Source organism: Paraburkholderia lebeckiae (genome assembly GCF_050436325.1).
Classification (GTDB): domain Bacteria; phylum Pseudomonadota; class Gammaproteobacteria; order Burkholderiales; family Burkholderiaceae; genus Paraburkholderia; species Paraburkholderia tuberum.
The window spans coordinates 3,290,394-3,316,011 of record NZ_JBNDLZ010000003.1 but is presented as its reverse complement, the minus strand read 5'-3'; the positions used below and the strand labels follow the sequence as shown (position 1 = coordinate 3,316,011).

The 25,618-nt window shown below is 64.8% G+C and carries 26 protein-coding genes; 15 read left to right on the top strand and 11 right to left on the bottom strand.

Annotation, left to right across the window (positions count from 1 at the left end; all coding sequences use genetic code 11):
- Positions 1 to 51 precede the first annotated feature (51 nt).
- The 5 genes from lpxK (at position 52) to OKW44_RS33275 (ending at position 4,131) form a co-directional block, all read left to right on the top strand.
- Positions 52 to 1,068, top strand: coding sequence for a tetraacyldisaccharide 4'-kinase (gene lpxK, locus OKW44_RS33295; protein ID WP_018421623.1), 1,017 nt, complete (start codon positions 52 to 54; stop codon positions 1,066 to 1,068).
- Positions 1,049 to 1,252 carry a Trm112 family protein gene (locus tag OKW44_RS33290; RefSeq protein ID WP_007180583.1) on the top strand — a complete coding sequence of 68 codons (204 nt, stop codon included), beginning with the start codon at positions 1,049 to 1,051 and terminating at the stop codon, positions 1,250 to 1,252. Before lpxK ends, OKW44_RS33290 begins: the two co-directional genes overlap by 20 nt.
- 190 nt (positions 1,253 to 1,442) lie before the next feature.
- Positions 1,443 to 2,237, top strand: a complete 795-nt coding sequence (gene kdsB, locus OKW44_RS33285; protein ID WP_018421624.1) for a 3-deoxy-manno-octulosonate cytidylyltransferase — start codon at positions 1,443 to 1,445, stop codon at positions 2,235 to 2,237.
- Between the two features lie 211 nt (positions 2,238 to 2,448).
- Positions 2,449 to 3,114, top strand: coding sequence for an adenylate kinase (gene adk, locus OKW44_RS33280; protein ID WP_018421625.1), 666 nt, complete (start codon positions 2,449 to 2,451; stop codon positions 3,112 to 3,114).
- 258 nt (positions 3,115 to 3,372) lie between these two features.
- On the top strand, positions 3,373 to 4,131 hold the full coding sequence (locus OKW44_RS33275) for a 3-hydroxyacyl-CoA dehydrogenase (RefSeq protein ID WP_026226008.1): 759 nt from the start codon (positions 3,373 to 3,375) through the stop codon (positions 4,129 to 4,131).
- A gap of 127 nt (positions 4,132 to 4,258) precedes the next feature.
- Here OKW44_RS33275 and OKW44_RS33270 read toward each other — a convergent pair whose 3' ends face one another.
- Positions 4,259 to 5,101 carry a SirB1 family protein gene (locus OKW44_RS33270; RefSeq protein WP_026226009.1) on the bottom strand — a complete coding sequence of 281 codons (843 nt, stop codon included), beginning with the start codon at positions 5,099 to 5,101 and terminating at the stop codon, positions 4,259 to 4,261.
- Positions 5,102 to 5,106: 5 nt separating this feature from the next.
- Positions 5,107 to 6,657, bottom strand: coding sequence for a murein biosynthesis integral membrane protein MurJ (gene murJ, locus OKW44_RS33265; protein WP_018421628.1), 1,551 nt, complete (start codon positions 6,655 to 6,657; stop codon positions 5,107 to 5,109).
- A 505-nt stretch (positions 6,658 to 7,162) separates the two neighbouring features.
- Here murJ and rpsT point away from each other — a divergent pair.
- Entirely contained in the window at positions 7,163 to 7,441 is a 279-nt protein-coding gene (gene rpsT, locus OKW44_RS33260; RefSeq protein ID WP_018421629.1) for a 30S ribosomal protein S20, read from the top strand.
- 157 nt (positions 7,442 to 7,598) lie between these two features.
- Here rpsT and OKW44_RS33255 read toward each other — a convergent pair whose 3' ends face one another.
- Entirely contained in the window at positions 7,599 to 7,946 is a 348-nt protein-coding gene (locus OKW44_RS33255; RefSeq protein ID WP_018421630.1) for a DUF3579 domain-containing protein, read from the bottom strand.
- A gap of 506 nt (positions 7,947 to 8,452) precedes the next feature.
- Here OKW44_RS33255 and argF point away from each other — a divergent pair.
- The gene (gene argF, locus OKW44_RS33250) at positions 8,453 to 9,382 is read left to right on the top strand and encodes an ornithine carbamoyltransferase (protein ID WP_018421631.1); all 930 of its coding nucleotides are present in this window, start codon (positions 8,453 to 8,455) and stop codon (positions 9,380 to 9,382) included.
- 131 nt (positions 9,383 to 9,513) lie between these two features.
- Here the strand turns inward: argF and murB are convergent, their stop codons facing one another.
- On the bottom strand, positions 9,514 to 10,554 hold the full coding sequence (murB, locus tag OKW44_RS33245; RefSeq protein WP_018421632.1) for a UDP-N-acetylmuramate dehydrogenase: 1,041 nt from the start codon (positions 10,552 to 10,554) through the stop codon (positions 9,514 to 9,516).
- Positions 10,555 to 10,822: 268 nt separating this feature from the next.
- On the opposite strand from murB, the gene OKW44_RS33240 reads away from it, so the two are divergent.
- Complete coding sequence (locus OKW44_RS33240; protein WP_018421633.1) at positions 10,823 to 11,308, top strand: YajQ family cyclic di-GMP-binding protein; 486 nt, start codon at positions 10,823 to 10,825, stop codon at positions 11,306 to 11,308.
- Between the two features lie 94 nt (positions 11,309 to 11,402).
- Here OKW44_RS33240 and plsY read toward each other — a convergent pair whose 3' ends face one another.
- Both plsY and ybaK read right to left on the bottom strand, forming a co-directional pair.
- On the bottom strand, positions 11,403 to 12,038 hold the full coding sequence (gene plsY / locus OKW44_RS33235) for a glycerol-3-phosphate 1-O-acyltransferase PlsY (protein WP_018421634.1): 636 nt from the start codon (positions 12,036 to 12,038) through the stop codon (positions 11,403 to 11,405).
- Positions 12,039 to 12,180: 142 nt separating this feature from the next.
- Positions 12,181 to 12,672 carry a Cys-tRNA(Pro) deacylase gene (ybaK, locus tag OKW44_RS33230; RefSeq protein WP_018421635.1) on the bottom strand — a complete coding sequence of 164 codons (492 nt, stop codon included), beginning with the start codon at positions 12,670 to 12,672 and terminating at the stop codon, positions 12,181 to 12,183.
- A gap of 151 nt (positions 12,673 to 12,823) precedes the next feature.
- Between ybaK and OKW44_RS33225 the strand changes: the two genes are divergently transcribed.
- Entirely contained in the window at positions 12,824 to 14,386 is a 1,563-nt protein-coding gene (locus OKW44_RS33225) for a class I adenylate-forming enzyme family protein (RefSeq protein WP_018421636.1), read from the top strand.
- 33 nt (positions 14,387 to 14,419) lie between these two features.
- Here OKW44_RS33225 and xerD read toward each other — a convergent pair whose 3' ends face one another.
- Genes xerD through queG form a run of 3 tightly spaced genes read right to left on the bottom strand, consistent with a single transcriptional unit; the run spans position 14,420 to position 17,206 of the window.
- Positions 14,420 to 15,376, bottom strand: a complete 957-nt coding sequence (gene xerD / locus OKW44_RS33220; RefSeq protein WP_018421637.1) for a site-specific tyrosine recombinase XerD — start codon at positions 15,374 to 15,376, stop codon at positions 14,420 to 14,422.
- Positions 15,373 to 15,843, bottom strand: coding sequence for a methylated-DNA--[protein]-cysteine S-methyltransferase (locus OKW44_RS33215; protein ID WP_018421638.1), 471 nt, complete (start codon positions 15,841 to 15,843; stop codon positions 15,373 to 15,375). The genes xerD and OKW44_RS33215 overlap by 4 nt, the downstream gene beginning before the upstream one ends.
- Positions 15,844 to 15,895: 52 nt before the next feature.
- The gene (gene queG / locus OKW44_RS33210; RefSeq protein ID WP_026226011.1) at positions 15,896 to 17,206 is read right to left on the bottom strand and encodes a tRNA epoxyqueuosine(34) reductase QueG; all 1,311 of its coding nucleotides are present in this window, start codon (positions 17,204 to 17,206) and stop codon (positions 15,896 to 15,898) included.
- A 17-nt stretch (positions 17,207 to 17,223) separates the two neighbouring features.
- Between queG and tsaE the strand changes: the two genes are divergently transcribed.
- Entirely contained in the window at positions 17,224 to 17,820 is a 597-nt protein-coding gene (gene tsaE, locus OKW44_RS33205; protein WP_026226012.1) for a tRNA (adenosine(37)-N6)-threonylcarbamoyltransferase complex ATPase subunit type 1 TsaE, read from the top strand.
- Entirely contained in the window at positions 17,802 to 19,409 is a 1,608-nt protein-coding gene (locus OKW44_RS33200; protein ID WP_035471048.1) for an N-acetylmuramoyl-L-alanine amidase, read from the top strand. The genes tsaE and OKW44_RS33200 overlap by 19 nt, the downstream gene beginning before the upstream one ends.
- An 82-nt stretch (positions 19,410 to 19,491) precedes the next feature.
- On the opposite strand, the gene OKW44_RS33195 is transcribed toward OKW44_RS33200, so the two are convergent.
- On the bottom strand, positions 19,492 to 20,373 hold the full coding sequence (locus OKW44_RS33195; RefSeq protein WP_018421642.1) for an O-acetylserine/cysteine exporter: 882 nt from the start codon (positions 20,371 to 20,373) through the stop codon (positions 19,492 to 19,494).
- A gap of 166 nt (positions 20,374 to 20,539) precedes the next feature.
- On the opposite strand from OKW44_RS33195, the gene OKW44_RS33190 reads away from it, so the two are divergent.
- Both OKW44_RS33190 and trxA read left to right on the top strand, forming a co-directional pair.
- Positions 20,540 to 21,415, top strand: coding sequence for a pirin family protein (locus OKW44_RS33190; protein WP_018421643.1), 876 nt, complete (start codon positions 20,540 to 20,542; stop codon positions 21,413 to 21,415).
- A gap of 96 nt (positions 21,416 to 21,511) precedes the next feature.
- Complete coding sequence (trxA, locus tag OKW44_RS33185) at positions 21,512 to 22,360, top strand: thioredoxin (protein ID WP_018421644.1); 849 nt, start codon at positions 21,512 to 21,514, stop codon at positions 22,358 to 22,360.
- A gap of 67 nt (positions 22,361 to 22,427) precedes the next feature.
- Here the strand turns inward: trxA and tcdA are convergent, their stop codons facing one another.
- Positions 22,428 to 23,285, bottom strand: coding sequence for a tRNA cyclic N6-threonylcarbamoyladenosine(37) synthase TcdA (tcdA, locus tag OKW44_RS33180; RefSeq protein ID WP_026226013.1), 858 nt, complete (start codon positions 23,283 to 23,285; stop codon positions 22,428 to 22,430).
- Between the two features lie 264 nt (positions 23,286 to 23,549).
- On the opposite strand from tcdA, the gene pdxH reads away from it, so the two are divergent.
- Together pdxH and OKW44_RS33170 are read left to right on the top strand one after the other, a co-directional pair.
- Complete coding sequence (pdxH, locus tag OKW44_RS33175) at positions 23,550 to 24,191, top strand: pyridoxamine 5'-phosphate oxidase (RefSeq protein WP_018421646.1); 642 nt, start codon at positions 23,550 to 23,552, stop codon at positions 24,189 to 24,191.
- Positions 24,192 to 24,340: 149 nt separating this feature from the next.
- Positions 24,341 to 25,555: a class I SAM-dependent methyltransferase gene (locus OKW44_RS33170; RefSeq protein WP_018421647.1), complete on the top strand. Its 1,215-nt coding sequence runs from the start codon at positions 24,341 to 24,343 to the stop codon at positions 25,553 to 25,555.
- Positions 25,556 to 25,618: the final 63 nt, after the last annotated feature.

Sequence of the window (25,618 nt, the reverse complement as noted above, 5' to 3'; positions counted from 1 at the left end):
GTTGACCCCGCGTAGTGCGCACGGCGCGCAGTCCGTGCTCGCAACCCGCCCATGAGCGAACTCAGCGACCGTCTCGGAGCGCGCCTCTCGCGCGAATGGCAGCAACGTGGGCCGCTCGCCTGGGCGCTGACGCCGCTCGCCTGCGTGTTCGGCGCAGTCGCGGCCGCGCGCCGCGCCGCGTTTTCGCTCGGCTGGCTGAAATCGGTGCGCGTCGGCGTGCCGGTGGTGGTGGTCGGCAACGTGACGGTCGGGGGCACCGGCAAGACGCCGACCGTCATCGCGCTCGTCGAAGCGTTGCGCGCCGCGGGCTTAACGCCCGGCATCGTGTCGCGCGGCTACGGCGCGCGCGTGAGCACGCCGACCCAGGTCACGCCCGGTTCGTCGGCACGGGTCGGCGGAGACGAGCCGTTGCTGATCGCGCGCCGCACCGGCGCACCCGTGTGGGTCTGTCCGGACCGCGTCGCCGCCGCGCAGGCGCTGTGCGCCGCGCATCGCGACGTCGACGTGATCGTCAGCGACGACGGCTTGCAGCACTATCGCCTCGCGCGCGATGTCGAACTCGTCGTGTTCGATCACCGGCTCGGCGGCAACGGTTTCCTGCTACCGGCCGGGCCGCTGCGCGAGCCGCTGTCGCGCCGCCGCGACGCGACGCTGATCAACGATCCGTATGCGCGCACGCTGCCCGCGTGGCCGAACACGTTCGCACTGCAGCTCGCCCCTGCCGACGCGTGGCATCTCGACAATCCCGCACTGCGCCGCCCGCTTGCGCAATTCGCCGGTCAACGCGTGCTGGCCGCGGCCGGCATCGGCGCGCCGGAACGCTTTTTCGCCACAGTGCGCGCGGCCGGCCTCGCGCCCACGACGCGCGCGCTGCCCGACCACTACGCGTTCGAGCGCAATCCGTTCACCGACGTCGACGCCGACGCGATCCTGATTACGGAAAAGGATGCGGTAAAATTGGGGGCCTGGCACGACGCGCGCATCTGGGTAGTCCCGGTCGAAGCCGCGCTTGATCACCGCCTCACTGCATTAGTTGTGGAGAAAGTCCGTGGACGCTCGCCTGCTTGAAATCCTCGTCTGCCCGATCTGCAAGGGCCCGCTCAGCTACGACCGCGCCGCGCAGGAACTGATCTGCAACGCGGACAAGCTCGCCTATCCGATCCGCGACGGCATTCCCGTGATGCTTGTCGACGAAGCGAGGCAGACCGTCGAAGGCACGCCGGTCGATCTGAATCCAGGCTCGGTCGCCTGACCCGGCGCGTCGCGGCACCGAGGTGCCGCGACGTCTCTCGCGCGCGCGGGTCAAGGCAGGCTTCATCGATGCCAACGCCCCCTTCCCGCATGCGCTCCAAAATCGATCCGCGGCCGTTTTCGCCGACCCTGCGGTCGCGTCGCGCGCGCAGCCTCTTCCTCCGGCCTGATCGCCGCCCGTTCCTGATCCGATGATCCACACCACCCCTCATCCGTTTATCGCCGTCGTGCCGGCCCGCCTCGCGTCGACCCGTCTGCCCAACAAGCCGCTCGCGGACATCGGCGGCAAACCGATGGTCGTGCGCGTCGCGGAGCGCGCGCGCGAATCGGGCGCGCAGCAGGTGCTGGTCGCGTCGGACGCGCAGGAAGTGCTCGACGCGGCGCGAGACCACGGCTTCGACGCGGTACTCACGCGCGCCGACCATCCGTCGGGCACCGATCGTCTCGCGGAAGTGGCAACACGTTTCGGCTGGAGCGACGACACGATCGTCGTCAACGTGCAGGGCGACGAGCCGCTGATCGACCCGGCGCTCGTGCGCGGCGTCGCCGCGCATCTGGCAACGACGAGCGACTGCGCGATCGCGACGGCCGCGCATCCGATCACCGATTCCGCCGAAATTTTCAATCCGAACGTCGTCAAGGTCGTGCCGGATGCGCGCGGCGTCGCACTGTATTTCTCGCGCGCGCCGATCCCGTGGGCGCGCGACGCATGGCAACCGCACTGGCCCAACGTCGCGTCGATGCCGACGCCGCCCGCACCCGCCGTCGTATACCGGCACATCGGCCTGTACGCGTATCGCGTGAAATTTCTGCGCACGTACCCGAGCCTCGCGATCTCGCCGATCGAGCAGGTCGAAGCGCTCGAACAGCTGCGCGCGATGTGGCATGGCGAGCGCATCGCGGTTCTCGTCACGCAAGACGTACCGTTGCCGGGGGTCGATACCCCCGCCGATCTCGCGCGCGTACGGGCCTTATTCGGGTCTTGAGCGCGGGAAGCCGTGGCATAATCGAACGGTTATGCGCGTCTCCCAGCGCAGGCGACACTCGGGTTATCCCGGTCGCGCCGTGCGGATCTTGCAGCGCCGTCGTATTCGACGTGCAGCGCGAGGTAGCCAACGGTAGCCGATGCGGAACCTGCGAGAATCGCCGGGAAGCATGCCGCGTCAACAAAGAATTCACATAGATCTGGAGATATCCATGCGTTTGATCCTGTTGGGTGCACCGGGTGCCGGCAAAGGCACTCAGGCCAACTTCATCAAGGAAAAGTTCGGCATCCCGCAAATTTCGACCGGCGACATGCTGCGCGCGGCCGTCAAGGCTGGCACGCCGCTCGGCCTCGAAGCAAAGCGCTTCATGGACGCCGGCGAGCTCGTCACGGATGAGCTGATCATCAACCTCGTGAAGGAACGTCTGCAGCAGCCGGATTGCGCGAACGGCTATCTGTTCGACGGCTTCCCGCGTACGATTCCGCAAGCCGAAGCAATGAAGCAGGCCGGTGTCGCGATCGACTACGTGCTCGAAATCGACGTGCCGTTCGACGAGATCATCGTGCGCATGAGCGGCCGCCGCTCGCACCCCGCGTCGGGCCGCACCTATCACGTGACGTTCAATCCGCCGAAGGTCGAGGGCATCGACGACGTGACCGGCGAGCCGCTGATCCAGCGCGACGACGACAAGGAAGAAACGGTCAAGAAGCGTCTGGCAGTGTACGAATCGCAAACCAAGCCGCTGATCGAGTACTACAACGGCTGGGCGAAGAACGGAGATACGTCGAACTCAGTGAAGGCGCCCCAATATCGCCGCATTTCGGGCCTCGGCAGCGTCGATGAAATTCGCGCCCGCGCGTTCGACGCGCTGAAGTAAGCCGGCTTGGTCCAAACATTACCGCTGTTTTCGTTTGACCAAAACCCGCCCACGTTGGGCGGGTTTTTTTATTTGGCTCGGTGCGCAAACTAAAAGCGGCAAGCGGCGGGGAACGCTCAGCGGAACTAGTTAGTGTTCCATAGCGCTCGCATGCCGCCGCCCGCTTCGCTTTCCGCAGCGCAGCACAGCCGCTACAATCGATCGTCGAAAAATGCTTCGCTCGAGACCGCACTGAACAACCGTAGCAAAGGAGAAGACATGGAAATTCGTGACAACGTGTTCCTGATCACCGGCGGTGCATCAGGGCTTGGCGCTGCCACCGCGCGCCTGCTCGTCGAGAACGGCGGCAAAGTCGTCCTCGCCGACCTGAATCTGGACGCGGGCGAGGCGCTCGCAAAGGAACTTGGCGGCGTTTTCGTCAAATGCGACGTGAGCCGGGAAAAGGACGCGCAACAGGCCGTCGAAGCCGCGACGAAGCTCGGCGCGTTGCGCGGTCTCGTCAACTGCGCGGGCGTCGCGCCGGCCGCGAAGACCGTCGGCAAGGATGGCCCTCATTCGCTCGATGTGTTCACGCGCACGATCTCGATCAATCTGATCGGCACGTTCAACATGATCCGGCTCGCCGCGGCGCAAATGTCGAAGAACGAGCCGAACGCCAACGGCGAGCGCGGCGTGATCATCAACACCGCATCGGTCGCCGCGTTCGACGGCCAGATCGGCCAGGCGGCCTACTCCGCGTCGAAGGCTGGCGTGGTCGGTATGACGCTGCCGATCGCGCGAGACCTGTCGCGCAACGCGATCCGCGTGATGACGATCGCCCCCGGCCTCTTCGAAACGCCGATGCTGCTCGGCATGCCGCAGGAAGTGCAGGACGCGCTCGGTGCCATGGTGCCGTTCCCGCCACGCCTCGGCAAACCGGCCGAATACGCGATGCTCGCCAAGCAGATCTTCGACAATCCGATGCTGAACGGCGAGGTGATCCGGCTGGACGGCGCGATCCGCATGCAGCCGAAGTGAGGATCGCTTAGCGATCGAGCTGGTCGCCGATGCTTGGCCAAGGCCCGCATACGGCGATAAAAAAACGCCTGTACATGTGCGACATGTGCAGGCGTTTGTGTTTTATGCAGCGTGAAAACGCGCGTCGCTATTCGCCGCCATCATGCCGCGTGCGCTGCCGCAATTCATGCAACTGCGACTCGACCACGGTGGCATCTTCCGCATCGGGGCGATCGCCGAGATAGCTTTCGAGGTCCTCGAGCGCGGGCCGCAGATAATCGAGCCGCGCATACGCGAAACCGCGATCCCGCACTTCCTCGATATTGTCCGGCAGCAGAATGACGAGCCGTTGCTGCACCGCGAGCAGACGTTGCCAACGCTCGGTCTGAAGGTAGATCGCCTTCAGGTTGCGCAACATCCGCGCGACGATCTCGCGACGCGTGGCCGGTTGCAGCAGCATGCGTAGCGCGCGCCCGACCGAATCGCCAGCCGACGCGACGTACGGCTCGAGCATCTCGACCATCTGCGTTTCGGACAGCGAATGACCGGTGGTCGGATCGAGCATCACGTCGCCGTCGGGCGTCGTCACGCGCAGCAGGAAGTGGCCTGGAAACGACACCCCACGCACCGGAACGCCGAATTGCTCGGCCATCTCCAGATAGAGCACCGCGAGCGAAATCGGAATGCCGCGGCGACGTTTGAGTACGACGTTCAGATGGCTGTTGTCGGGGTCGTAGTAATCGTTCAGATTGCTCGCGAAACCGAGTTCGCGGAAAAAGAAACGATTGAGGATGCCAACCTTCTGACGGATGTCGGCATCGTCGGGCATGCGGCGCCGCAACCGCAGCACCAGTTCGTCGATCTCCGCGAGCACCGACTGTAGATCGAGGTCGGGGTAGGCATCCTGCGCGATCGAGAGCGCCGTCTCGGTCAGCGGCAGGCTCTCGTCTTCGGCGACGAGCGTACTGAAATAATCGAGAACCCGCGACATCGTGATCACTTCACTCGCCTTTTGAAATACGCGTACTTGAAGCCCATCAGCCAAAGCATACCGAAATACAGCGCGGCGAACAGCACGAGACACGCACCGAGCAACACCATGCGACTGACCGGCTGGGTATGCATGCCGATCCAGTCGAAGCTGATCGCGAGCCAGCGCATCACGCCGGCGAGCACGAGGCACGCTCCGAGCAACTGAACGAAAAACTTGAGCCAGCCGCTCGACGGCATATAAATGCCACGTTTGCGCAGACCAATGAATAGCAGCAACGCATTGACGCAAGCGCCGAGCCCGACGCTCAGCGTGAGACCCGCATGCGCGAATACCGGCACGAACGCGTAGTTGCTCAGCTGCGTGACGACCAGCACGCCGATGCCGATCTTCACTGGCGTCTTGATGTCTTGCTTCGCGTAAAAGCCCGGCGCGAGGATCTTGATGAGGATCAGGCCGATCAGGCCGACTCCGTAGGCGGCGAGCGCGCGGCTCACCATCACGACCGCATTGCCGTCGAACTTGCCGTAGTTGAACAGCACCGCTGTCAGCGGCTGGGCGAAAAAGAATAGCGCGATCGCGCTCGGCGCGGCGAGCAGGAACGTGACGCGCAGTCCCCAGTCGAGCAGCGACGAATACTCATGCGGGTCGGCATCGACGTGCGCCTTCGACAGGCTCGGCAGCAGGATCGTGCCCAGCGCGACGCCGAGCAGCGCGGTCGGAAACTCCATCAGCCGGTCGGCGTAGTTGATCCACGACACCGCGCCGGGGCCGATGTGCGACGCGATGTTAGTGTTGATGATCAGGCTGATCTGCGCGACCGACACCGCGAACATCGCCGGCACCATTTTCGCGAGCACCCGCTTTACGCCGCGATGCGCGAGCGCGCGCAGCGGGTTCAGGCCGATGAGCGGCACCATGTCGATCTTCTTGAGGCCCGGCAGCTGCACGACGAATTGCAGCACGCCGCCGACGATCACTGCCCAGGCGAGCGCATAGACCGGCGTTTGCAGGCGCGGCGCGAGGAATACGGCGGAGACGATGAACGCGACGTTCAGCAGCACGGGCGCGAACGCGGGCAACGAAAAGTTCTTGTACGTATTCAGCACGCCCGACGCCAGCGACGTCAGCGAGATGAAAATGATGTAGGGGAACATGATGCGCGTCATCGCAACCGCGAGCTGGTACGCGTGGCCCTCATGCGCGAGGCCCGACGCGACGACGAACACGACGCCCGACGCGCCGACCACGCCGATCACTGACAGCACGGCGAGCGCCCACGCGAGCACGGTCGAGGTCGCGTCGACGAGCGCCTTGGTGGCGTCGTGGCCTTGCTGGTTCTTGAACTCCGCGAGGATCGGCACGAAGGCCTGCGAGAACGCGCCTTCGGCGGAAATGCGACGCAGCAGGTTCGGAATGCGAAAGGCGACGTAGAAAGCGTCGGTGTATTGACTGGCGCCGAACGCACGGGCGATCAGCGTTTCACGGGCCAGTCCGGTCACGCGTGACAGCAGCGTGAAGCCGCTGACCGTCAGCAGGGCTCGTAATAGATTCATGGGGCGCTTATTATACGGGTCCCGCCAATGCGGGCGACGAGCCAGAACGCGATTCGGACCGATTTGCCACGCGGACGTTCGCCGCGATCGGCTGGAAAGCGCGATTTTTTGTGTTTTCTGCGGTCTTCCCGTCAGCGCCCCCGCCTTCCATCGGCGCCCTCGCAGGAGGGCCAGCACATACGCCCCGACCTGACGCCGCTCCGGTCATCGTGGCGCCGGCGCGTGTTTTCCGTTGTCACGTGCCTGATCTTGTTGCTATAATTGTCGGTTTCGAAGCTTGCTCAGTTTTCGAATGGTCTTCGGACGCGGTTCTCAGGTTGGCGCACCGCCTGTCAATACATCCGGATGCCTCGAAACACGGGCCCGCCTTCGCGTAGTTCGATCGATTTTTTCGACACTTTTGCGCCCTTGGGCAATCGCTTCCAAGGGTTCGGATCGAGAAGCAGCACCTCGCCTCATCTTTGAAGGCCGGGTACTGGAAACAGGAACAGGATAAGGAACCGTCATGGCTAACTCCGCACAAGCACGCAAGCGCGCCCGCCAGGCCGCGAAGGCAAACTCGCACAACTCGGCACTGCGCTCGAAGTTCCGCACGGCTATCAAGGCTGTCCGCAAGGCAATCGACGCAGGCGATCACGCTAAGGCCGCCGAAATCTTCAAGGCATCGTCGAAGACCATCGACATCATCGCCGACAAGAACATCGTTCACAAGAACAAGGCAGCTCGCAACAAGAGCCGCCTCGCTGCAGCCCTCAAGGGTCTGCAAGCGCCCGCAGCGCAGTAATTCCGGTCGGCCCGCTTCGGCGGGCTACCTCCTGTTTCCGCTGCACAAGAAGCCCGCTTTGGCGGGCTTTTTTGTTTTGGTTGAACTGCCAGCCACAAAAAAACCCGCTGCTTGCGGGTTTTTGTTTTTTTGCTTTTGCCAATCCGGCCGACTGACATCAGATGACGTGCCGTTTGGCTTGCGGCGCAGGCGCATGCTCGAGTTCCAGTTCACACGCCTCGGTCACCAGCAGGTCGTTGTCTTTCGCGAAGTTCATAACGAAATCGAAGGCCATTGGTTCGATGTCGCGCAGCCGCGAATCGAGAATCACGCATTTGAGGTCGCCGATCATGATCGGCCGCACGTACAGCGAGTACTGCATATAGGCGTTCGGCCCCTTCCTCACGCCAGGCCCGAACGACGACATGACGCCCGCGAGCCGCTCCGACCAGTCGCTCGGCCGAAATTTTTTTCCGGTCGACGTAATGCCCTGAATGAAATATTCGATTGGAGCTGCTTCGGCCATGTAGAAATACCTGTGTGACTGCCCAGCGGAATGACGACCAACCGGAGACGCCAGTTGTACGCTCGAATTCACCGCAAGCGGCATGTACGGCAAGCGCTTGCAGCCACCTGCGACGTGCGTGGGATCTGGCGCTAACGCAACAATGACGAACCGCACCACGAGAACCGCTGCGGCGAACCGGCTGAACCGCTCTGGCGTCTGTCATGACGGCCACCCCGTGACAGGCTTTCCGCACCGCGCGAGCCGCGTTTCTTCATGCGAAACGCCGGCCTGCTGGGCTTTGGGATAACCCGTAGATTATAGCGCAGCGGGCCCTTTTCCGCAGCGCACACAAGCGCCTTCCGATGCCCCCCGCGAAGCCCGATACGACGCTTTCGAATCGCTTGCGGCGCCTTCCCGCCGACTCGTCAAACGAGGCGAAATCCTTTATGCTGCATTGGGTTACCACCAAACCGACGGCGGCGCAGTCCGGCAACCCTGCCGGGTGAGACCGCCGTATTTGTTTCATGACCGCCAAGAAAATTCGCCACTACCTGCAGTTCAAGGACTTCTCGCTGGAAGACTACGAGTACGTGCTGGAGCGCGCGCGCATCCTGAAACGCAAATTCAAGAACTACGAGACCTATCACCCGCTGCATGACCGCACGCTGGCGATGATCTTCGAAAAGAATTCGACACGCACGCGCCTGTCGTTCGAAGCCGGCATCTTCCAGTTGGGCGGCCACGCCGTGTTCATGAGCACGCGCGACACGCAGCTCGGTCGCGGCGAGCCGATCGAAGACGCCGCGCAGGTCATCTCGCGTATGGTCGACATCATCATGATCCGCACGTTCGGCCAGGACATCATCCAGCGCTTCGCCGAGAATTCGCGCGTGCCGGTGATCAACGGGCTCACGAACGAATACCACCCGTGTCAGGTGCTCGCAGACATCTTCACGTACTTCGAGCATCGCGGTCCAATTCGCGACAAGACGGTCGCGTGGGTCGGCGACGCGAATAACATGCTGTATACGTGGATCGAAGCCGCGCAGATTCTCGGGTTCAGGCTGCGCCTGTCCACGCCGCCCGGCTACAAGCTCGACCGCGCGCTCGTCGCGGCGGAAAGCGCGTCGTTCTACGAGGAATTCGACGACCCGAACGAAGCCTGCACGGGCGCCGATCTCGTCACCACCGACGTTTGGACCAGCATGGGCTTCGAGGCCGAGAACGAAGCGCGCAAGAAGGCCTTCGCGGACTGGTGCGTCGACGCCGACATGATGGCGCGCGCGAATCCCGACGCGCTCTTCATGCACTGCCTGCCCGCGCATCGCGGCGAAGAAGTCAGCGCGGAAGTGATCGACGGACCGCAGAGCGTCGTGTGGGATGAGGCGGAAAACCGTCTGCACGTGCAGAAGGCGTTGATGGAATACCTGCTGCTCGGCAAGCTCAATCACTAAGCCTCGGGTCCATACACCCGCCGGAACCGCGGGCACAAAAAAGGCGCCGGGAGAAAACTCCCGGCGCCTTTTGCATTCGTCGGCGGCGACGCTCCGCGGGGCAACTCAGCGCGAAAAGAGAGAACTGCCGCTCACAGGCAAACTGGCTCCGCCTCCAGTTCCACGCCAAATCGCTCGAACACGTCGTGCTGGATCGCCCGTGCCAGCGCCAACACTTCCGTGCCGCTCGCGCCACCGCGATTCACCAGCACCAGCGCCTGCCGCTCATGCACGGCCGCCGCGCCCATCGCGCGGCCCTTCCAGCCGCATCGGTCGATCAGCCAGCCGGCCGCCAGCTTCACCCGCCCATCCGCTTGCACATACGACACGACTTCCGGCTCGCGACGCTTCAGCGCCTCGAACTGGGCGGCATCGATTACCGGATTCTTGAAGAAGCTCCCCGCGTTGCCCAGTTCAAGCGGATCGGGCAGCTTCGCACGCCGAACGGCGACGACCGCATCGAAAATGGCTTGCGCGGTCGGCTGCATGGCCGCACCGTCGGCTTGGCCAGCGCTCGCGGCATGACCGCGCGCCGCCAGCTCGCGCGCGAGATCCGCGTAGCCCGCGCGCGGCTGCCACGCCTTCGGCAAACGGAACGTCACCGACGTAATCACGAAGCGCTCGCGCCCTTCCCGCTTGAAAAAGCTGTCGCGGTAGCCGAACCGGCACGCATCGCCGTCGAGTTCGACGGCCTCGCCGGTCGCGAGCTCGATCGCCCGCAGCGACACGAAGCGTTCGCACATTTCGAGCCCGTACGCGCCGATGTTCTGGATTGGCGCCGCGCCGACCGTGCCAGGAATCAGCGCGAGATTCTCGAGGCCGGGCATGCCCTGCGCCAACGTCCACGCGACGAACTCGTGCCACGGCTCGCCGCCGGCCGCCTCGACATACCACGCATCCTGATCCTCGCGCACCACGCGGCGCCCGCGCAGCGCCACCAGCAGCACGAGCCCGGCGAAGTCGCCGGTCAGCATGACGTTGCTGCCACCGCCCAGCACGAGGCGCGGCAGGCCCTCGACGCGCGGATCGCGCACCGCGGCGAGCAACTGTTCCTCACGCTCGACCAGGCACGCTAACTGCGCGCGCACGTCGAAGCCGAACGTGTTGTGGGCCTTCAGCGGATAGCCGCCCATGAGGGACGCGACGGCGGGAGCGGCAAGAGCGGATTGGGACATGGGAATGGCAACCGGGCAACGACGGGAAGCAACAGGAAACGACAAAAACAACCAACGACGCGCCTGACGACACGAGCGGCGCCGCCCGCCGTCGCGACGCCGCGCGGCGGCCTTGGGCAAAAGAGAGCGGCGTCGGTAAAATGACGTCCGGTCCGTGATTATAGCGAGTGCCTCGCGCTCAGCCGACCGGCTGTGTCGCGCACTGCCGCACTATTGGGAGAAAGCAATGCCATCGTTTGACGTCGTCTGCGAAGCGAACATGATCGAAGTCAAGAACGCGATCGAGCAGTCCAACAAGGAAATTTCGACGCGTTTCGACTTCAAGGGGTCCGACGCGCGCGTCGAACACAAGGAAAACGAAATCACTGCGTACGCGGACGACGACTTCAAGCTCGGCCAGGTGAAGGACGTGCTGCTGTCGAAAATGGCCAAGCGCAACGTCGACGTGCGCTTCCTCGACTACGGCAAGATCGAGAAGATCGGCGGCGACAAGGTCAAGCAGGTCATCAAGATCAAGAAGGGCGTCTCGGGCGATCTGTCGAAGAAAATCGTGCGTCTGGTGAAGGACAGCAAGATCAAGGTGCAGGCGAGCATTCAGGGCGATGCGGTGCGCATCACCGGTGCGAAGCGCGATGATCTGCAAAGCGTGATCGCGATGCTGCGCAAGGACGTGACCGACACGCCGCTCGACTTCAACAACTTCCGCGACTAAGCGGCACGACGCGCCGGGCTTGCAACGAGCCTCCCACGGACCCGGAAGCGCTTCGCATCGGGCCATCTGGCCGGGCGAAGCGCTCAGCCCCACTTCAAAGATCGTTGCCCGCCGCCGGACTGGCTGCCTTCTTCTTGTCGCCGATACGGCTCTCCTGGCCCCGCATCAGCTTCGCAATATTGCCGCGATGCCGCCACACGAGCAGCAGGCTCATCACCAGAACCGCGAGCGCGACGATACGCGGCCCGAACAGAAACACGTAGAAGAGCGGCGCGAACAGCGCCGAGCACAGCGCCGCGAGCGACGAGTAGCGCGTAAAGAACGCGACGATCAGCCAGGTTAGCAAGGTCGCGACGCCGAGCGTCGGGTTGATCGCGAGCAGCACGCCCGCGGCGGTCGCGACGCCTTTGCCGCCCTTGAAGCGGAAGAAAATCGGATACAGGTGACCGAGAAACACCGCAAGCGACGCAATCGCGATCGCGCGCTCGTCGAGCCCGTAACGCGCGCCGAAATGAACGACCAGCCATACCGGCAGCCAGCCCTTGAAGGCGTCGCCGATCAGCGTCAGAATCGCGGCCTTCTTGCTGCCGCTGCGCAGCACGTTGGTGGCGCCCGGGTTGCCCGAGCCGTACGAGCGCGGGTCGTCGAGACCCATCGCGGCGCTCACGATCACGGCAAACGACAACGAACCGATCAGATAGGCAACGACAGCGACGATCAGGTTTTGCATCTGGGACTCTTATAAGGATCGCGGTCTGACATTCGATACCCCAACCGCAACAGTGCATGCCCGTCGAATCAGGGCGGCGCACATTTTACCGAACGCGTCCGCGCGAAAAACGTTCAGGCAAACGTCAACCCGCTCATCGGCGTCAGTCCACGCTCGCGCATTGCACCGGCTTCGCCGCGAGCAGATCGGTGAGCACCTTCGGCTCGATGCTGACGAGAAAGCCGCGCCGCCCGCCGTTCAACCAGATTTTGTCCATCTCGAGAATGGTCGACTCGACATACACCGGCATCTGCTTGCGCGTGCCGAACGGCGACGTGCCGCCGATCAGATAACCCGAATGCCGGTTCGCGACCTCGGGCTTGCACGGCTCGACGCGCTTCACGCCGATCTGCCGCGCGAGGTTCTTGGTGCTGACGGTGCGATCGCCGTGCATCAGCACGATCAACGGCTTCGCGTGCTCGTCTTCCATCACCAGCGTCTTCACGACGTGATGCTCGTCGACGCCGAGCTGGCACGACGATTCCGCGGTGCCGCCATGTTCGACGTAGTCGTAAGGATGCTCGCCGAACGTGACGCCGTGGCGGCGCAGCAGCTGCGTGGCGGGTGTTTCGGACACGTGTCTGGATTTGCTCATCGGCGCATTGTAATGGCGAGTTTGCACAACGGCTATTTGCCGGATGGCCAATTGTGCGGGTTCGGCGCTTGTGGCACGATCGTTCGAAAATATGCCTGCGCGGTGCGAGATACTGAGCGCAGGGCTACGAATTGGTAAAGAGGAGACAGTGTTGAAGCAGGCTTCATCCATCCGTTCCACGATCGATATCCCCGCGCTGCTCGCCGCCCTGCCCGCGCGCATCGGCGACATCCCGGCGCTCGCCGCCGCACGCGATCCGCGGCATGTCGCGCTGATCGAAGATGCGCGCCGCTTGACCAACGCGCAACTGCGCGAGGCCGTCGATGCGGCCGCCGCGCTGCTGCGCGACTCGGGCGTGCGCGGCGGCGATCGCGTGATGATCGTCGCGGAGAACAGCATCGCGCAAATCGTGCTGCTATTCGCGACCGCGAAGCTCGATGCGTGGGCGCTCGTGTCGAACGCCCGACTGTCGGCCGCCGAACTCGAGTCGATCCGCGCGCATGCGCAACCGCGCGTCGTCGCGTATGCGCCCGAAAGCTCGCCCGACGCACGCCAGCATGCTGAGCGGCATCGAGCGACGCACGCACCCACGCTGTCGCCGGACATCGGCGCATGGTCGTATGTGGTGGACAGCAGCGTGCAAGCCGAAGCCGTCGAACCCGCCAGCGACCGCCAATGCGCGGCGCTGATCTACACGACCGGCACCACCGGCACGCCGAAAGGCGTGATGCTGTCGCATCGCAATCTGCTGTACATCGCGGCCGTGTCGAGCCGGCTGCGCCAGGTCGGGCCCGACGACGTCGTCTATGCGGTGCTGCCGATCTCGCATGTGTACGGCTTCGCGTCGATGTGCCTCGGCAGCCTGCATGCGGGCGCGACGTTGCGGCTCGCGCCGCGCTTCGTGCCGGAAGCGGTGCGCCTCGCCCTCGCCACCGAGCACGTCTCGATCTTCCAGGGCGTGCCGGCGATGCACGCGAAGCTGCTCGAACATCTGCACACGCACGGCCACTCATGGTCCGCGCCGCGACTGCGCTTCGCTTACTCGGGCGGCTCACCGCTCGACGCCGCGCTGAAGGCGCAGGCCGAAGCGGTGTACGGTCTGCCGCTGCACAACGGCTACGGCATGACCGAAAGCAGCCCGACCGTGTCGCAGACGATGGTCGACGCGCCGCGCGCCGATTGCTCGGTCGGCGAAGTCATTCCAGGCGTCGAGGTGAAGTTCGTCGGGCTCGACGGCGTCGAAGCCGCGCCGGGCGAGATCGGCGAGCTATGGGTGCGCGGGCCGAACGTGATGCTCGGCTATTACCGCAACCCCGAGCAGACCCGCGCGACCGTCACCGAGGATGGCTGGCTGAAGACCGGCGACCTCGCGCGGCAGGCCGCGGACGGCGCGTTGCATATCGTCGGGCGCAGCAAGGAGCTGATCATCCGCTCCGGCTTCAACGTGTATCCGGCCGAGGTCGAGCATGTGCTGAACGCGCATCCGCAGGTCGTGCAGTCGGCGGTGCTCGGACGCGCGATCGAGGGCAACGAGGAGGTGATCGCGTTCGTCGAGCTGGTTTCCGGCGCGACGGTCACGCCCGCGGAGTTGATCGCGTGGTGCGGCGAGCGGCTCGCGCCATATAAGCGGCCAGCCGAGCTGAAGGTGCTCGCGGCGCTGCCGGCCGCATCGACCGGCAAGATTCTCAAGCACCGGTTACGCGAGTTCGTGTGAAGCGCGCGGGCACCCGCGCGCTTCACGTCGTGCTCACCCGCGCGGATGATGCTGCGCATGCAGCGATTTCAGCCGCTCTCGCGCGACGTGCGTATAGATCTGCGTCGTCGAAATATCGGTGTGACCGAGCAGCAATTGCACGACGCGCAGATCCGCGCCGTGATTGAGCAGATGGGTCGCGAACGCGTGCCGCAGCGTGTGCGGCGACAACGGCGCATGGACGCCCGCAGCCTGCGCGTGTCGCTTGATGATGTTCCAGAACTGCTGGCGCGTCATGCCTTCCGCGCGTGTCGTCACGAATAGCGCATCGGTCGCGCGCGGGCCGAGCAGCGCCGGACGCGCCTCGCGCAGATAGCGCTCGATCCACGCGTGCGCCTCTTCGCCGAACGGAACCAGCCGCTCCTTCGAGCCCTTGCCAGTGACGCGCACGACGCCTTCGTTGAGTCCCACCTCGACGGTTTTCAGTGTGACCAGTTCGGTCACGCGCAAGCCGCTCGCGTACATCAACTCGAGCATCGTGCGATCGCGCAAGCCGAGCGGCGTGTCGATGTCGGGTGCGCCGAGCAACGCTTCGACCTGGACCTCGCTCAACGTCGACGGAAATCGCGGCGGCTGCTTCGCCGAGCGGATGCGCAAGGTCGGATCGGCGGCCGCGCGATGCTCGCGCACGGCCCACGCGTAATAGCGGCGAAACACCGACAGCCGGCGGTTCGCCGAGGTCGCCTTGTCCTTTTGCCGCGCCGCGCTGTAGGCGCTCAGGTCGGCTTCGCTCGCGGTGTCGAGCGAAGCGTTGCGCGCGTGCGCGAGCCATTCGCAGAAGAGCCGCAAGTCGCGGCGATACGCGTCGAGCGTGTTGCGCGACAGGCCATGTTCGAGCCACAGCGCGTCGCAGAAGGCGTCGATCGATGCGGAGCTGGTCAGCAGCAGCGGTGATGCGGCTGCCGTGTCTTCGACGTGTACAGCGGTATCGGTGGTGGTGCTCGTGCTCATACGTACGGCACACCTTCATGCGCGAGCAACCAGCGCTTCACGTTGCGGAAGAAGCCGTCGCCGCCATCGTGCGCGAAGCCGCCGATGCCGCTCGAACTCACCACGCGGTGACACGGAATCACGATCGGAAAGAAATTGGCGCCGCACGCCTGGCCGACCGCGCGCGGCACGCTGCCGAGCTGCTTGGCGAGTTGTCCGTAAGTCAGCACGACGCCGGGCGGGATGTCGCTGATCGCCTGCCACACGCGCCGCTGGAACGCGGTGCCGCACTCGGCGAGCGGCAGCTCGAATTTCGCTGACGCGTGCTCGAAATAACGCTCGATCTGTTCGGCCACCTCGCGTGCGAGCGGCGTGTCGGGCGCGACGTTGGGGGTCGAGTCGGGCAGATATACGATCTCGCGCACGGCTTCGCCTTCGAGCCGGATGCCGATCTTGCCGAACGGCGCATCGATCACTGAGTTGAACATGATTGCCTGCTCCTCTAGCGTGCCAGATTGCCGGCACCGAATTGCCACGACTTTACGCCGCTTCGAGCGCCCACTCCACATGCTCGCGCACGACCGCCGACGGATCGTCGGCTCGCTGCCTCAAAGCCAGCACGATCGCGCCACGGGCATCGAGGTCGAGACTTCCGGGCGCGGCGCGCAACGCGTTGCCCATGCCGACCGCGAGATTGCGCAGCCAGCTCTCATAGCCGATGCGGCGAATCGCGCTGCCCTGCATGCGCGTATCGAACTCCTCAGCGCTCCACGCGAACAGTTCGACCAGCGACGCGCGATCGAGCCCGTGCCGCACGTCGAAATCGGCGACCGGTGCGGCCTGCGCGAACTTGTTCCAGGGACACACGAGCTGGCAATCGTCACAGCCGTACACCCGATTGCCGATCAGCGGCCGCAGGTCGAGCGGAATACTGCCCTTCAGCTCGATCGTCAGATACGAGATGCAACGCCGCGCGTCGACCTTGTACGGCGCGACGATCGCACCGGTCGGACAGGCGCCGATGCAGCGCGCGCAGCTGCCGCAATGCGAGCCCGGCGTTTCGGGCGCGGCCTCGGGCGAGGTTTCGGCGTCGGTCGGCAGCGGCACGTCGACATAGATCTCGCCGAGGAAAAACAGCGAGCCGGCGTCGCGCTGCAGCAGCAAAGTGTGCTTGCCGCGCCAGCCGATGCCGGCCTTCTGCGCGAGCTCGACTTCGAGCACCGGCGCCGAATCGGTGAACACGCGATAGCCGAACGGCCCGATCACCGCTTCGATCCGGTCGGCCAGTTGTTGCAGGCGCTGACGCATCACCTTGTGATAGTCGCGGCCGCGCGCGTAGATCGACACGACCGCCGTGGACGGGTCCGCGAGCCGCGCGTGCTCGGCCGCGCGCCAGTCGCGCGCGCGGGGTGTCGCGCGTGAGGCGGGTTGCGTTACGTCTTGCGGCATGCTTTCAGGCGCGCTTTCATGTCCCCCTTCATGCGCCCCTTCAGTCGCCTCTGCTTCCAGCGTCTGCGCAGGCAAATAGGCGATGCGTGCGGTGATCACGCGTCGCGTGCCGGCCACAAGCTCGGCCGGCCGCGCGCGTTTCATGCCGTGTTTGGCCATATAATCCATCTCGCCGTGGCAACCCGCTTCGAGCCACGCTGCAAGCGGCGCTTCGGCGGCCGACAGATCGGTATCGCTAATGCCGATCGCCCCGAAACCGAGTTCACGGCCCCACGTCTTGATGTCGAGCGCGAGCGCACGAAGCGCCGCCTCGTCGAAACGGGACGTTGCGCCAGAAGCTCGCATGGCATCATCGGCCGATGCGGGCGTGCAGAAAACAGGGGACTTCGGACTTCGGTTCATCACGCCATTTTACGAGAATGCCTGTCAATCCCGATCACGCGCCCCTACCGTCCGCTCAAGTGCTGCTCGAACGCTCTTTCGCGCTCGCGGACGAAGCCGCCACGCAGGCGTTCGGCGCGCGCTTCGCACAGGCGATCGAAAGCGTGCGCGCGGACTCGCATCAGGCACAGCCAGCCCAGCCTGGCACCGCAAGCGCCCTCGCGTTCCACGGCCTGCAAGTCCAACTGCTCGGCGATCTCGGCGCCGGCAAAACCACGCTCGTGCGCGCGACCTTGCGCGGCCTCGGCCACACGGGCCGCGTGCGCAGTCCGACCTACACGCTCGTCGAACCGTATGTGCTCGAGCGGCCCGCCGGGGAACTCGCGCTCTATCACTTCGATCTGTACAGATTCACCGATCCGGCCGAATGGGCCGACGCGGGCTTTCGCGAATATTTCGACAGCGGCGCGGTCTGCCTCGTCGAATGGCCGCAACGCGCGGGACCGCTGCTCGGCGTGCCGGATCTCGTCTTCTCGCTCGGGCTCGTCGGCAACACAGAAGCAAACGCGGACGCACGCGTACTCGTCGCACGCGCTTATAGCGAATCAGGAAAGGCATGTCTCGAAAGATGTTAATCAAACCATTCCAATCGATCGAATCGGCGGCGGGCGCAACGCATAACTGGCGGCGCCGACAGATCCTGCGCGCCAGTGCGTCGACGCTGGTGCTCGGCCTCGTCGCTCCGCGTCTCGCGTTTGCGAGCTCGGTGCTCGGCGTGCGCGTGTGGCCCGCGCGCGACTACACGCGCGTGACGATCGAATCCGATCAGCCGCTGCAGAACACGCAGCAGTTGTTGCAGGGACCGGACCGGCTCGTCGTCGATCTGAACGGCCTCGATCTCGATCAGGCGCTGAAGGAGCTGGTCTCGAAGATCACACCAAACGATCCGCAGATTTCGTCGGTGCGGGTCGGGCAGTATCAGCCGCACGTCGTGCGCATGGTGTTCGACCTGAAGGGCTCGGTGAAGCCGCAGGTGTTCGCGCTGCCGCCGGTCGGCGCGTACAAGTACCGGCTCGTGTTCGACCTGTATCCGGCTGTCGCGCCCGATCCGTTGATGGACCTGCTCGCGCAGACCGAGCGCAAGCAGCAGGCGCTCGACGAAGAAAACAGCGCGCCGCCCGCGACGCTTGCCGGCCCCGGCACTGCGCCGCCCGTCGACAACAGCGAAGCGTTCTTCGAGCACTACGCGCAGAACGGTGGCGCCGGCAATGGCGCCGCGGGCGTACCGCATCCGCCCACGCATGGCACGACGGCGCCCTCCGCGCCGGTCATTGCCGGCAGGCAGGCGGCGCCGGCCGCGCCCTCCGCGCCGCCTGCCGCACTGGCGCGCAACAAGGGTGGCAACGCCAACAGCAACAGCACCGCACGCGGGCTCGACAGCAACAACGACAACCTCGGCGACAGCGGCGACACCTACGCATTCACCACGCCGAAGTCGAGCCGCAGCAACACCGTGCGACTGCTCACCGTCGCAATCGATCCGGGTCATGGCGGCGAGGACCCGGGCGCGATCGGCGGCGCAGGCACCTACGAGAAGCACGTCGCGCTCGACATCGCGAAGAAGCTGCGCGCGAAGATCGACGCGCAGCCGAACATGCGCGCGATGATGACGCGCGACGCCGACTTCTTCGTGCCGCTGAACGTGCGCGTGCAGAAAGCGCGCCGCGTCGGCGCGGACCTGTTCGTGTCGATCCACGCGGACGCGTTCACGACGCCCGAGGCGAAGGGCTCCTCGGTGTTCGCGCTGTCGGAGCACGGCGCGTCGAGCGCGGCCGCGCGCTGGATGGCGAACAAGGAGAACTCGTCGGATCTGATCGGCGGCATCAACATCAAGTCCGACGACGCCACCGTGAACCGCGCGCTGTTCGACATGTCGACCACCGCGCAGATTCGCGACTCGATGCGCTACGGCAACTTCGTGCTCAAAGAGATCGGCGACATCAACAAGCTGCACAAGGGCTCGGTCGAGCAGGCCGGCTTCGCAGTGCTGAAGGCGCCGGACATTCCGTCGATCCTCGTCGAGACCGCGTTCATCAGCAATCCGGACGAAGAGCGCCGCCTGAACGACGACGCGTATCGCGAAAGGATGGCCAACGCGATCCTGACCGGCATCAAGCGCTATTTCGCGGCGAATCCGCCGCTCGCAAAGGGCCGCATGACGTGATGTCGGCACGCACGAGCCAATCACAAAACGGCCCGCCGGCCGTTTTGTGATTCACGCTCGCAACCCGTGGCGCAACGGTTGCTCAGCGTGCCGGCATCAAGCGCTGCACGACCCAGCCGCCGAACACGTTGACCGCGAGCCCCGCCATCACTAGCAACGCGCCCGCCACCTGCATCGCAGACAGTTGCTCGCCGAGCAGCAGCGACGCCGACGCGAGTCCGACGATTGGCACCAGCAGCGAGAACGGCGCGACCTGACTCGCCGGATAGCGCGACAGCAGACGGCTCCACAAGCCATAGCCGACCAGCGTCGCGACAAACGCCAGATAGACGATCGCGAAGATCGACAGCGCGCTGATACCGGTCAGCGCGGCGGCGATCTCGCGCGGCCCTTCGAACACGAACGACGCCGCGAAAAACGGCAGCGGCGGAATCAGGCTCCCCCACACGACGAGTCCGACCAGATCGACCTTGCCGACCTTCTTCGTAACGATGTTGCCGAGCGCCCACATGCACGCGGCGCACAGCGTCAGCAGGAAACCAGCGACGGACATCGTGTGGCCGCCTTGCAGGCCGATCACCGCGAGCCCCGCCGCGGCGATCAGCAGACCCGCGACGTTCGGCAAACGGAAGCGCTCGTGCAGAAACAGCGCCGCGAAGATCAGCGTGAAAAACGCCTGCGCCTGAAGCACCAGCGATGCGAGCCCCGCCGGCATGCCGACGTACATCGCCGAGAACAGGAACGCGAATTGCCCGAACGAGATCGTCGCGCCGTAGGCGAACAGCCACCGCCACGGCAACTGCGGCCGCTTGACGAAAAACACCGCCGGCACCGCGGCGAGCGTAAAGCGCAGCGCGCCGAGCAGCATCGGCGGCACGCCATGCAGGCCGACCTTGATCACGACGAAATTGACGCCCCACGCGAGCACGACGATCAGCGCGAGCAGCAAGTCCCTGGGCGACATCCGGCTCTCCAATGAAACGGTGCAATCTGGCAGTGTAACGGAGGCCGCAAATTAGCTTCGTTGCGCCCGCTCGTGGCGAGCGTGCGCCGTTGCCGTCGGCAGCGCGCGACGCGCAGTAGAATCGACCATTGAGCCTTCTCCTTTCACTTTCCCGTCGAGCCTGCCCATGACTTCCTCGATCAAAGCCGTCCTCAAACCGCACTTACGCGACATCGGCAATCTGACCGTGCGGCGCGTGCTGCCTGCGATGGCGGCGCGCCTCGTCGGCCCGTTCATTTTCTTCGACCACATGGGCCCCGCGACCCTCGAACCCGGCAGCGGCCTCGACGTGCGCCCGCATCCGCATATCGGCCTCGCGACCGTCACCTATCTGTACGACGGCGCGATCATGCATCGCGACAGCCTCGGCTCCGAGCAGAAGATCGTCCCCGGCGACGTCAACTGGATGACGGCCGGACGCGGCATCGTCCATTCGGAGCGAACGCCGCCGGAAGACCGCGCGCGCGGCCAGACGGTTCATGGCATTCAGACCTGGGTCGCACTGCCGCTCGCCGATGAAGACGCCGAGCCGTCGTTCGCGCATCATGCGGCGGCGACCTTGCCGGTCGTCGAGCGCAACGGCGTGACGCTGCGCGTGATCGCGGGCACCGCATTCGGCGCGGTGTCGCCGGTCGCGACGTTTTCGGGCACGCTGTACGTCGCCGCTGACTTCACGCCGGGCAGCGCGTTCGCGCTCGAACCGGAGCACGAGGAGCGCGGCGTGTATCTGGTGGAAGGCGATCTGGAAATCGACGGCACGCCGCTCGAAGCGGCCGAGATGGCCGTGCTCGCGCTCGACGAAACCGTCACGCTCGCGAGCACGCACGGCGCGCGCGTGATGCTGCTCGGCGGCGAGAAGCTCGACGGCGAGCGCTTCATCGAATGGAATTTCGTCGCGAGCTCGCGCGAGAAGATCGAAGCCGCGAAGCTCGCGTGGACCAATCAGGAAATGGGCCATGTGCCCGGCGAAACCGAATGGATTCCGCTGCCGCAGCGCAAGTGACGGCGCCGGGCCCGCGCGCGAATCACCGCATTGAATTCGCGCGATTCGGCCCCAACTAGTGCCTGTTCAAAAACCGTTTCTATCGACGAGGACGCAATGGACACCACTCTGGCCACTTTCGAACAGGACGTCATCAAGGCGTCGATGCTGGCCCCCGTGCTGGTCGATTTCTGGGCGCCGTGGTGCGGCCCCTGCAAGAGTCTCGGCCCGATGCTCGAAAAGCTCGAAGCCGAAGCCGCCGGCAAATGGAAGCTCGTGAAGGTCAACGTGGACGAGAACCACGAACTGGCCGCGCACTTCCAGGTCCGCAGCATTCCGCACGTGATCGCGTTCGCCGACGGCCAGGCCGTCGATCAGTTCGTCGGCGTGCTGACGGAAGGACAGCTGCGCGAGTTCCTCGACCGGCTCGTGCCGCAAGGGGCGCCGGCCGCGCGCATCGAAGCGCAGACCGCGCTCGCCGAAGGCCGCCGTGACGACGCCTACGACCTGCTGCAAGCGGCGCTCGCGTACGACCCGGGCTTCGACGACGCGCGTATGGACCGCATCGAGTTACTGCTCGAAGACAACCGCATCGACGAGGCCCGCAACGAAGTCGATCTGCTGTCGCCGAAAACCACGCAAGGCATCGACGCGCGTTTCAACGCCATCAAGACGCGGCTCGACGCGGTGGACGCCGCCGCGGACCTGCCGCCCACCGATGCGCTCGAAGCGCGCGTCGCCGGCAATCCCGACGATCTCGAAGCACGCTTCGATCTCGCGAATGCGTTTATCGCGCGACGCAAATACGCGCAGGCGCTCGAACATCTGCTCGCGATCGTGCAACGCGACCGCACGTTCCGCGACGATATCGGCCGCAAGACGATGTTGTCGGTGTTCGATCTGGCCGCGCATCAGCCGGAGCTGGTGTCGCAGTGGCGGCGCAGGCTGAGCGCGTCGTTATATTGATCATTGTGATGTTTTGCCCGATGGCAGCCTGGGTCAGAGCGGTTGAAACCGCCGCCCGGGCTGCCACCTAAACCGTCGCCTTCTTCGCCAGCTCCCGCAACACAAACGCCGCGGCCGCAAAACCAAAGCTCGCGGTCACGCACACGCTGGAGCCAAACCCCGCGCAATTCAAGCCGACCGGCCCCATATGTCCCGGCGACGTGCTCACGTGCTCGGCTTCTTCATCGATATCGCAGACGGCCGCTTCCGGATAGATCAACGGCTCGTCGGAATACACGGCGCTCACCTTGAACTTCGCCTTCGGCCCGCGCGGAAAGCCATGCTGCTTGCGCAACTGCCCGCGCACCTTCGACAGCAGCGGGTCCTGGATCGTCAGCGCGAGATCGTCGATGCGGATCCGCGTCGGGTCGAGCTGACCGCCCGCGCCGCCGACCGTGATCAGCGGCTGCTTGCGCTCGACGCACCATGCGATCAGCGCGGTCTTCGTGCGCACGCTGTCGATCGCGTCGATCACATAGTCGAAGCCGCCGCCGAGCATGGCCGCGAAATTGTCCGGCTCGACGAAGTCCTCGATCAGCCGCACCTCGCAGTACGGATTGATTGCCGCGATGCGTTCGGCCATCGCTTCGACCTTCGGTTTTCCGTAGTTGCCGTCGAGCGCGTGAATCTGCCGGTTCGTGTTGCTTTCCGCGACGTTGTCGAGATCGATCAGCGTCAGCGTGCCGAGCGCGCTGCGCGCAAGCGCCTCCGCGACCCACGACCCCACCCCGCCGATGCCGATCACCGCGACGTGCGCACCCTCGAATGCGGCGAGCGCGGGCGCGCCATACAGACGGGCGATGCCGCCGAAACGGCGCGCGCGGTCGGCGGTTTCGTTCGCGTCGAGGCTGGTAGTAAGATCGGATTGCGCGGCGGTGCTGGACATGATGGCAGGGCTCGAAAACACAGGCGGAACAAAGCAGGCGGTGGCGCCTTGGCAAATCGCCTTGGCAAATTGCTTTGGCAAATGGGGCGCGCAGCCCGTATTTTGCCTGAACACGTGCAAACAGCCGCGCAGAACCACGAGCAGCGACGCAATGTTGCAGGCTTGCGCTGGCGCAACATGCGCCGCGCCATACGTTGCTCCGCTCGCGCGCAAAAACCTGACGCCTTAGCTATACTTGGCCCACTGTAGCGTTCGCATAAGAACATGATCTCACTCGCCGAGCTTCGAAAAAACTACTCGCTGGGCTCACTGGACGTTGCCGACGTCAACCACGATCCGTTCCGTCAATTCGACACGTGGTTCCAGCAGGCCATCGACGCCAAGCTGCCCGAGCCGAATGCCATGACGCTGGCTACGGTCGACGCGCGCGGCCGGCCTTCGGCACGCATCGTGCTCATCAAGGGCGTCGACGAGCGCGGTTTCGTATTCTTCACCAACTATGAAAGCCGCAAGGGCCGCGAACTGAGCGCGAACCCCTACGCGAGCCTGCTGTTTCACTGGATCGAACTCGAACGCCAGGTGCGCATCGAGGGCCGCGTCGTCAAAACGAGCGAGGCAGACAGTGACGCGTATTTCGCGTCTCGTCCGCTCGGCTCGAGGATCGGCGCATGGGCATCGAATCAGAGTCAGGTGATTGAAAGCCGTTCGCAGCTCGAAGTACGCGAACGCGAAATCAGCCTGCAATACGGCGAAAATCCTCCGCGTCCGCCGCACTGGGGTGGCTACCGTCTGGTGCCCGACGCGATCGAATTCTGGCAGGGGCGGCCGTCTCGGCTGCACGATCGGCTGCTTTTCACGCGCGCGGAAGAAAGCGCCAACTGGCTGATCGCACGTCTGTCGCCCTGACCGGTCGATGACCGGACGAATGAGGCCGGCGGCGGCGCCAACGTAGCGGCGCGCGCCGGCGGGATTGCGTTGCGCGGCCCGCGGAATGCGCCGCGCCATGTCGCGATCCACATAGCTTTGCTTTAAATCAACGAACACGGAGAGATCACATGTTCTGGGAGAAAAAGCTGGCGCAGTGGGTTGAAGATGTCAAAACCACAGCTAACCTGCCCGCACGCCTCGTGCTGTGGGACGGTCAGCAACACGACTTCGGGCAGTTCGCCGCGCCCCGGGTCACGCTACACGTGAAGAGCGCAACCGCGCTGCCCTATCTGCTCGAACCGAGCCTCGACAATCTTGGCGAAGCCTATGTCAAAGGCAAGATCGACATCGAGGGCAAGCTGTCGGACATCATCAATATCGGCTATCAGCTCGCGCGCAGCACCGTGACGAGCGCTGGCAAGCTCGCGCGCGTGCGGCGCTACTTCAATCACTCGAAGACGTCGGATAAGAAAGCGATCCAGTATCACTACGACGTGTCGAACGAGTTCTACAAGTTGTGGCTCGACGAGAACATGGTCTACTCGTGCGCGTACTTCGAGACCGGCACCGAAGACCTCGCGACCGCGCAGCTGAAGAAAATCGATCACATTCTGACCAAAATCCAGCTGCAGCCCGGGCAGCGTCTGCTCGACATCGGCTGCGGCTGGGGCGCTCTCGTGCTGCGCGCCGCGCAGAAGTTCGGCGCGAAGTGCGTCGGTGTCACGCTGTCGCAGAACCAGTTCGACCTCGCCACCGCGCGCGTGAAAGCGGCGGGCCTCGAAAACCAGATCGAAATCCGCCTGCAGGATTATCGCGACGTGCAGGGACAGTTCGATCGCATCACGAGCGTCGGCATGTTCGAGCACGTCGGCCGCAAGAACCTGCCCGGCTATTTCCAGAAGATGCACGATCTGCTCGCCGACGACGGCATCGCGATGAACCACGGCATCACGTCGAGCGACGCCGATAGCGGCGAAACCGCGCTCGGTGGCGGTGAGTTCATCGACCGCTTCGTGTTCCCGGACGGCGAGCTGCCGCACATCAGCCTCGCGCTCGAAGCGATGCAGCGCGGTGGGCTCGAAGCGGTTGACGTCGAAAGCCTGCGCCGTCACTATGCGCACACGCTCGACATCTGGGCGGAAAATTTCGAAGCCCGCGCGGACCAGGCGCGCAAGCTCGTCGACGACGAAAAATTCCGCATCTGGCGCGTGTATCTGGCCGGCTGCGCGTATGCGTTCGAAAACGACGACGTGTCGATTTTCCAGGTGGTGTGCCGCAAAGCCGGCCGCAGCGCGAAAACCCTGCCGTGGTCGCGCCGCTACATGTACGAAAAACCGCTGTGACCCGGCTGTGACCCGGTTTGTGACCGGTCGCGCCGCGGCGGCGTGCATGGAGCGCGCGCCGCG

Bases quoted from the DNA above. Each gene is read 5' to 3' on its own strand.
- lpxK (WP_018421623.1), top strand. From the start codon at position 52: ATGAGCGAACTCAGCGACCGTCTCGGAGCGCGCCTCTCGCGCGAATGG.
- kdsB (WP_018421624.1), top strand. From the start codon at position 1,443: ATGATCCACACCACCCCTCATCCGTTTATCGCCGTCGTGCCGGCCCGC.
- adk (WP_018421625.1), top strand. From the start codon at position 2,449: ATGCGTTTGATCCTGTTGGGTGCACCGGGTGCCGGCAAAGGCACTCAG.
- OKW44_RS33275 (WP_026226008.1), top strand. From the start codon at position 3,373: ATGGAAATTCGTGACAACGTGTTCCTGATCACCGGCGGTGCATCAGGG.
- OKW44_RS33270 (WP_026226009.1), bottom strand. From the start codon at position 5,101: ATGTCGCGGGTTCTCGATTATTTCAGTACGCTCGTCGCCGAAGACGAG.
- murJ (WP_018421628.1), bottom strand. From the start codon at position 6,657: ATGAATCTATTACGAGCCCTGCTGACGGTCAGCGGCTTCACGCTGCTG.
- rpsT (WP_018421629.1), top strand. From the start codon at position 7,163: ATGGCTAACTCCGCACAAGCACGCAAGCGCGCCCGCCAGGCCGCGAAG.
- OKW44_RS33255 (WP_018421630.1), bottom strand. From the start codon at position 7,946: ATGGCCGAAGCAGCTCCAATCGAATATTTCATTCAGGGCATTACGTCG.
- argF (WP_018421631.1), top strand. From the start codon at position 8,453: ATGACCGCCAAGAAAATTCGCCACTACCTGCAGTTCAAGGACTTCTCG.
- murB (WP_018421632.1), bottom strand. From the start codon at position 10,554: ATGGGCGGCTATCCGCTGAAGGCCCACAACACGTTCGGCTTCGACGTG.
- OKW44_RS33240 (WP_018421633.1), top strand. From the start codon at position 10,823: ATGCCATCGTTTGACGTCGTCTGCGAAGCGAACATGATCGAAGTCAAG.
- plsY (WP_018421634.1), bottom strand. From the start codon at position 12,038: ATGCAAAACCTGATCGTCGCTGTCGTTGCCTATCTGATCGGTTCGTTG.
- ybaK (WP_018421635.1), bottom strand. From the start codon at position 12,672: ATGAGCAAATCCAGACACGTGTCCGAAACACCCGCCACGCAGCTGCTG.
- xerD (WP_018421637.1), bottom strand. From the start codon at position 15,376: ATGAGCACGAGCACCACCACCGATACCGCTGTACACGTCGAAGACACG.
- OKW44_RS33215 (WP_018421638.1), bottom strand. From the start codon at position 15,843: ATGTTCAACTCAGTGATCGATGCGCCGTTCGGCAAGATCGGCATCCGG.
- queG (WP_026226011.1), bottom strand. From the start codon at position 17,206: ATGAACCGAAGTCCGAAGTCCCCTGTTTTCTGCACGCCCGCATCGGCC.
- tsaE (WP_026226012.1), top strand. From the start codon at position 17,224: ATGCCTGTCAATCCCGATCACGCGCCCCTACCGTCCGCTCAAGTGCTG.
- OKW44_RS33200 (WP_035471048.1), top strand. From the start codon at position 17,802: ATGTCTCGAAAGATGTTAATCAAACCATTCCAATCGATCGAATCGGCG.
- OKW44_RS33195 (WP_018421642.1), bottom strand. From the start codon at position 20,373: ATGTCGCCCAGGGACTTGCTGCTCGCGCTGATCGTCGTGCTCGCGTGG.
- OKW44_RS33190 (WP_018421643.1), top strand. From the start codon at position 20,540: ATGACTTCCTCGATCAAAGCCGTCCTCAAACCGCACTTACGCGACATC.
- trxA (WP_018421644.1), top strand. From the start codon at position 21,512: ATGGACACCACTCTGGCCACTTTCGAACAGGACGTCATCAAGGCGTCG.
- tcdA (WP_026226013.1), bottom strand. From the start codon at position 23,285: ATGTCCAGCACCGCCGCGCAATCCGATCTTACTACCAGCCTCGACGCG.
- pdxH (WP_018421646.1), top strand. From the start codon at position 23,550: ATGATCTCACTCGCCGAGCTTCGAAAAAACTACTCGCTGGGCTCACTG.
- OKW44_RS33170 (WP_018421647.1), top strand. From the start codon at position 24,341: ATGTTCTGGGAGAAAAAGCTGGCGCAGTGGGTTGAAGATGTCAAAACC.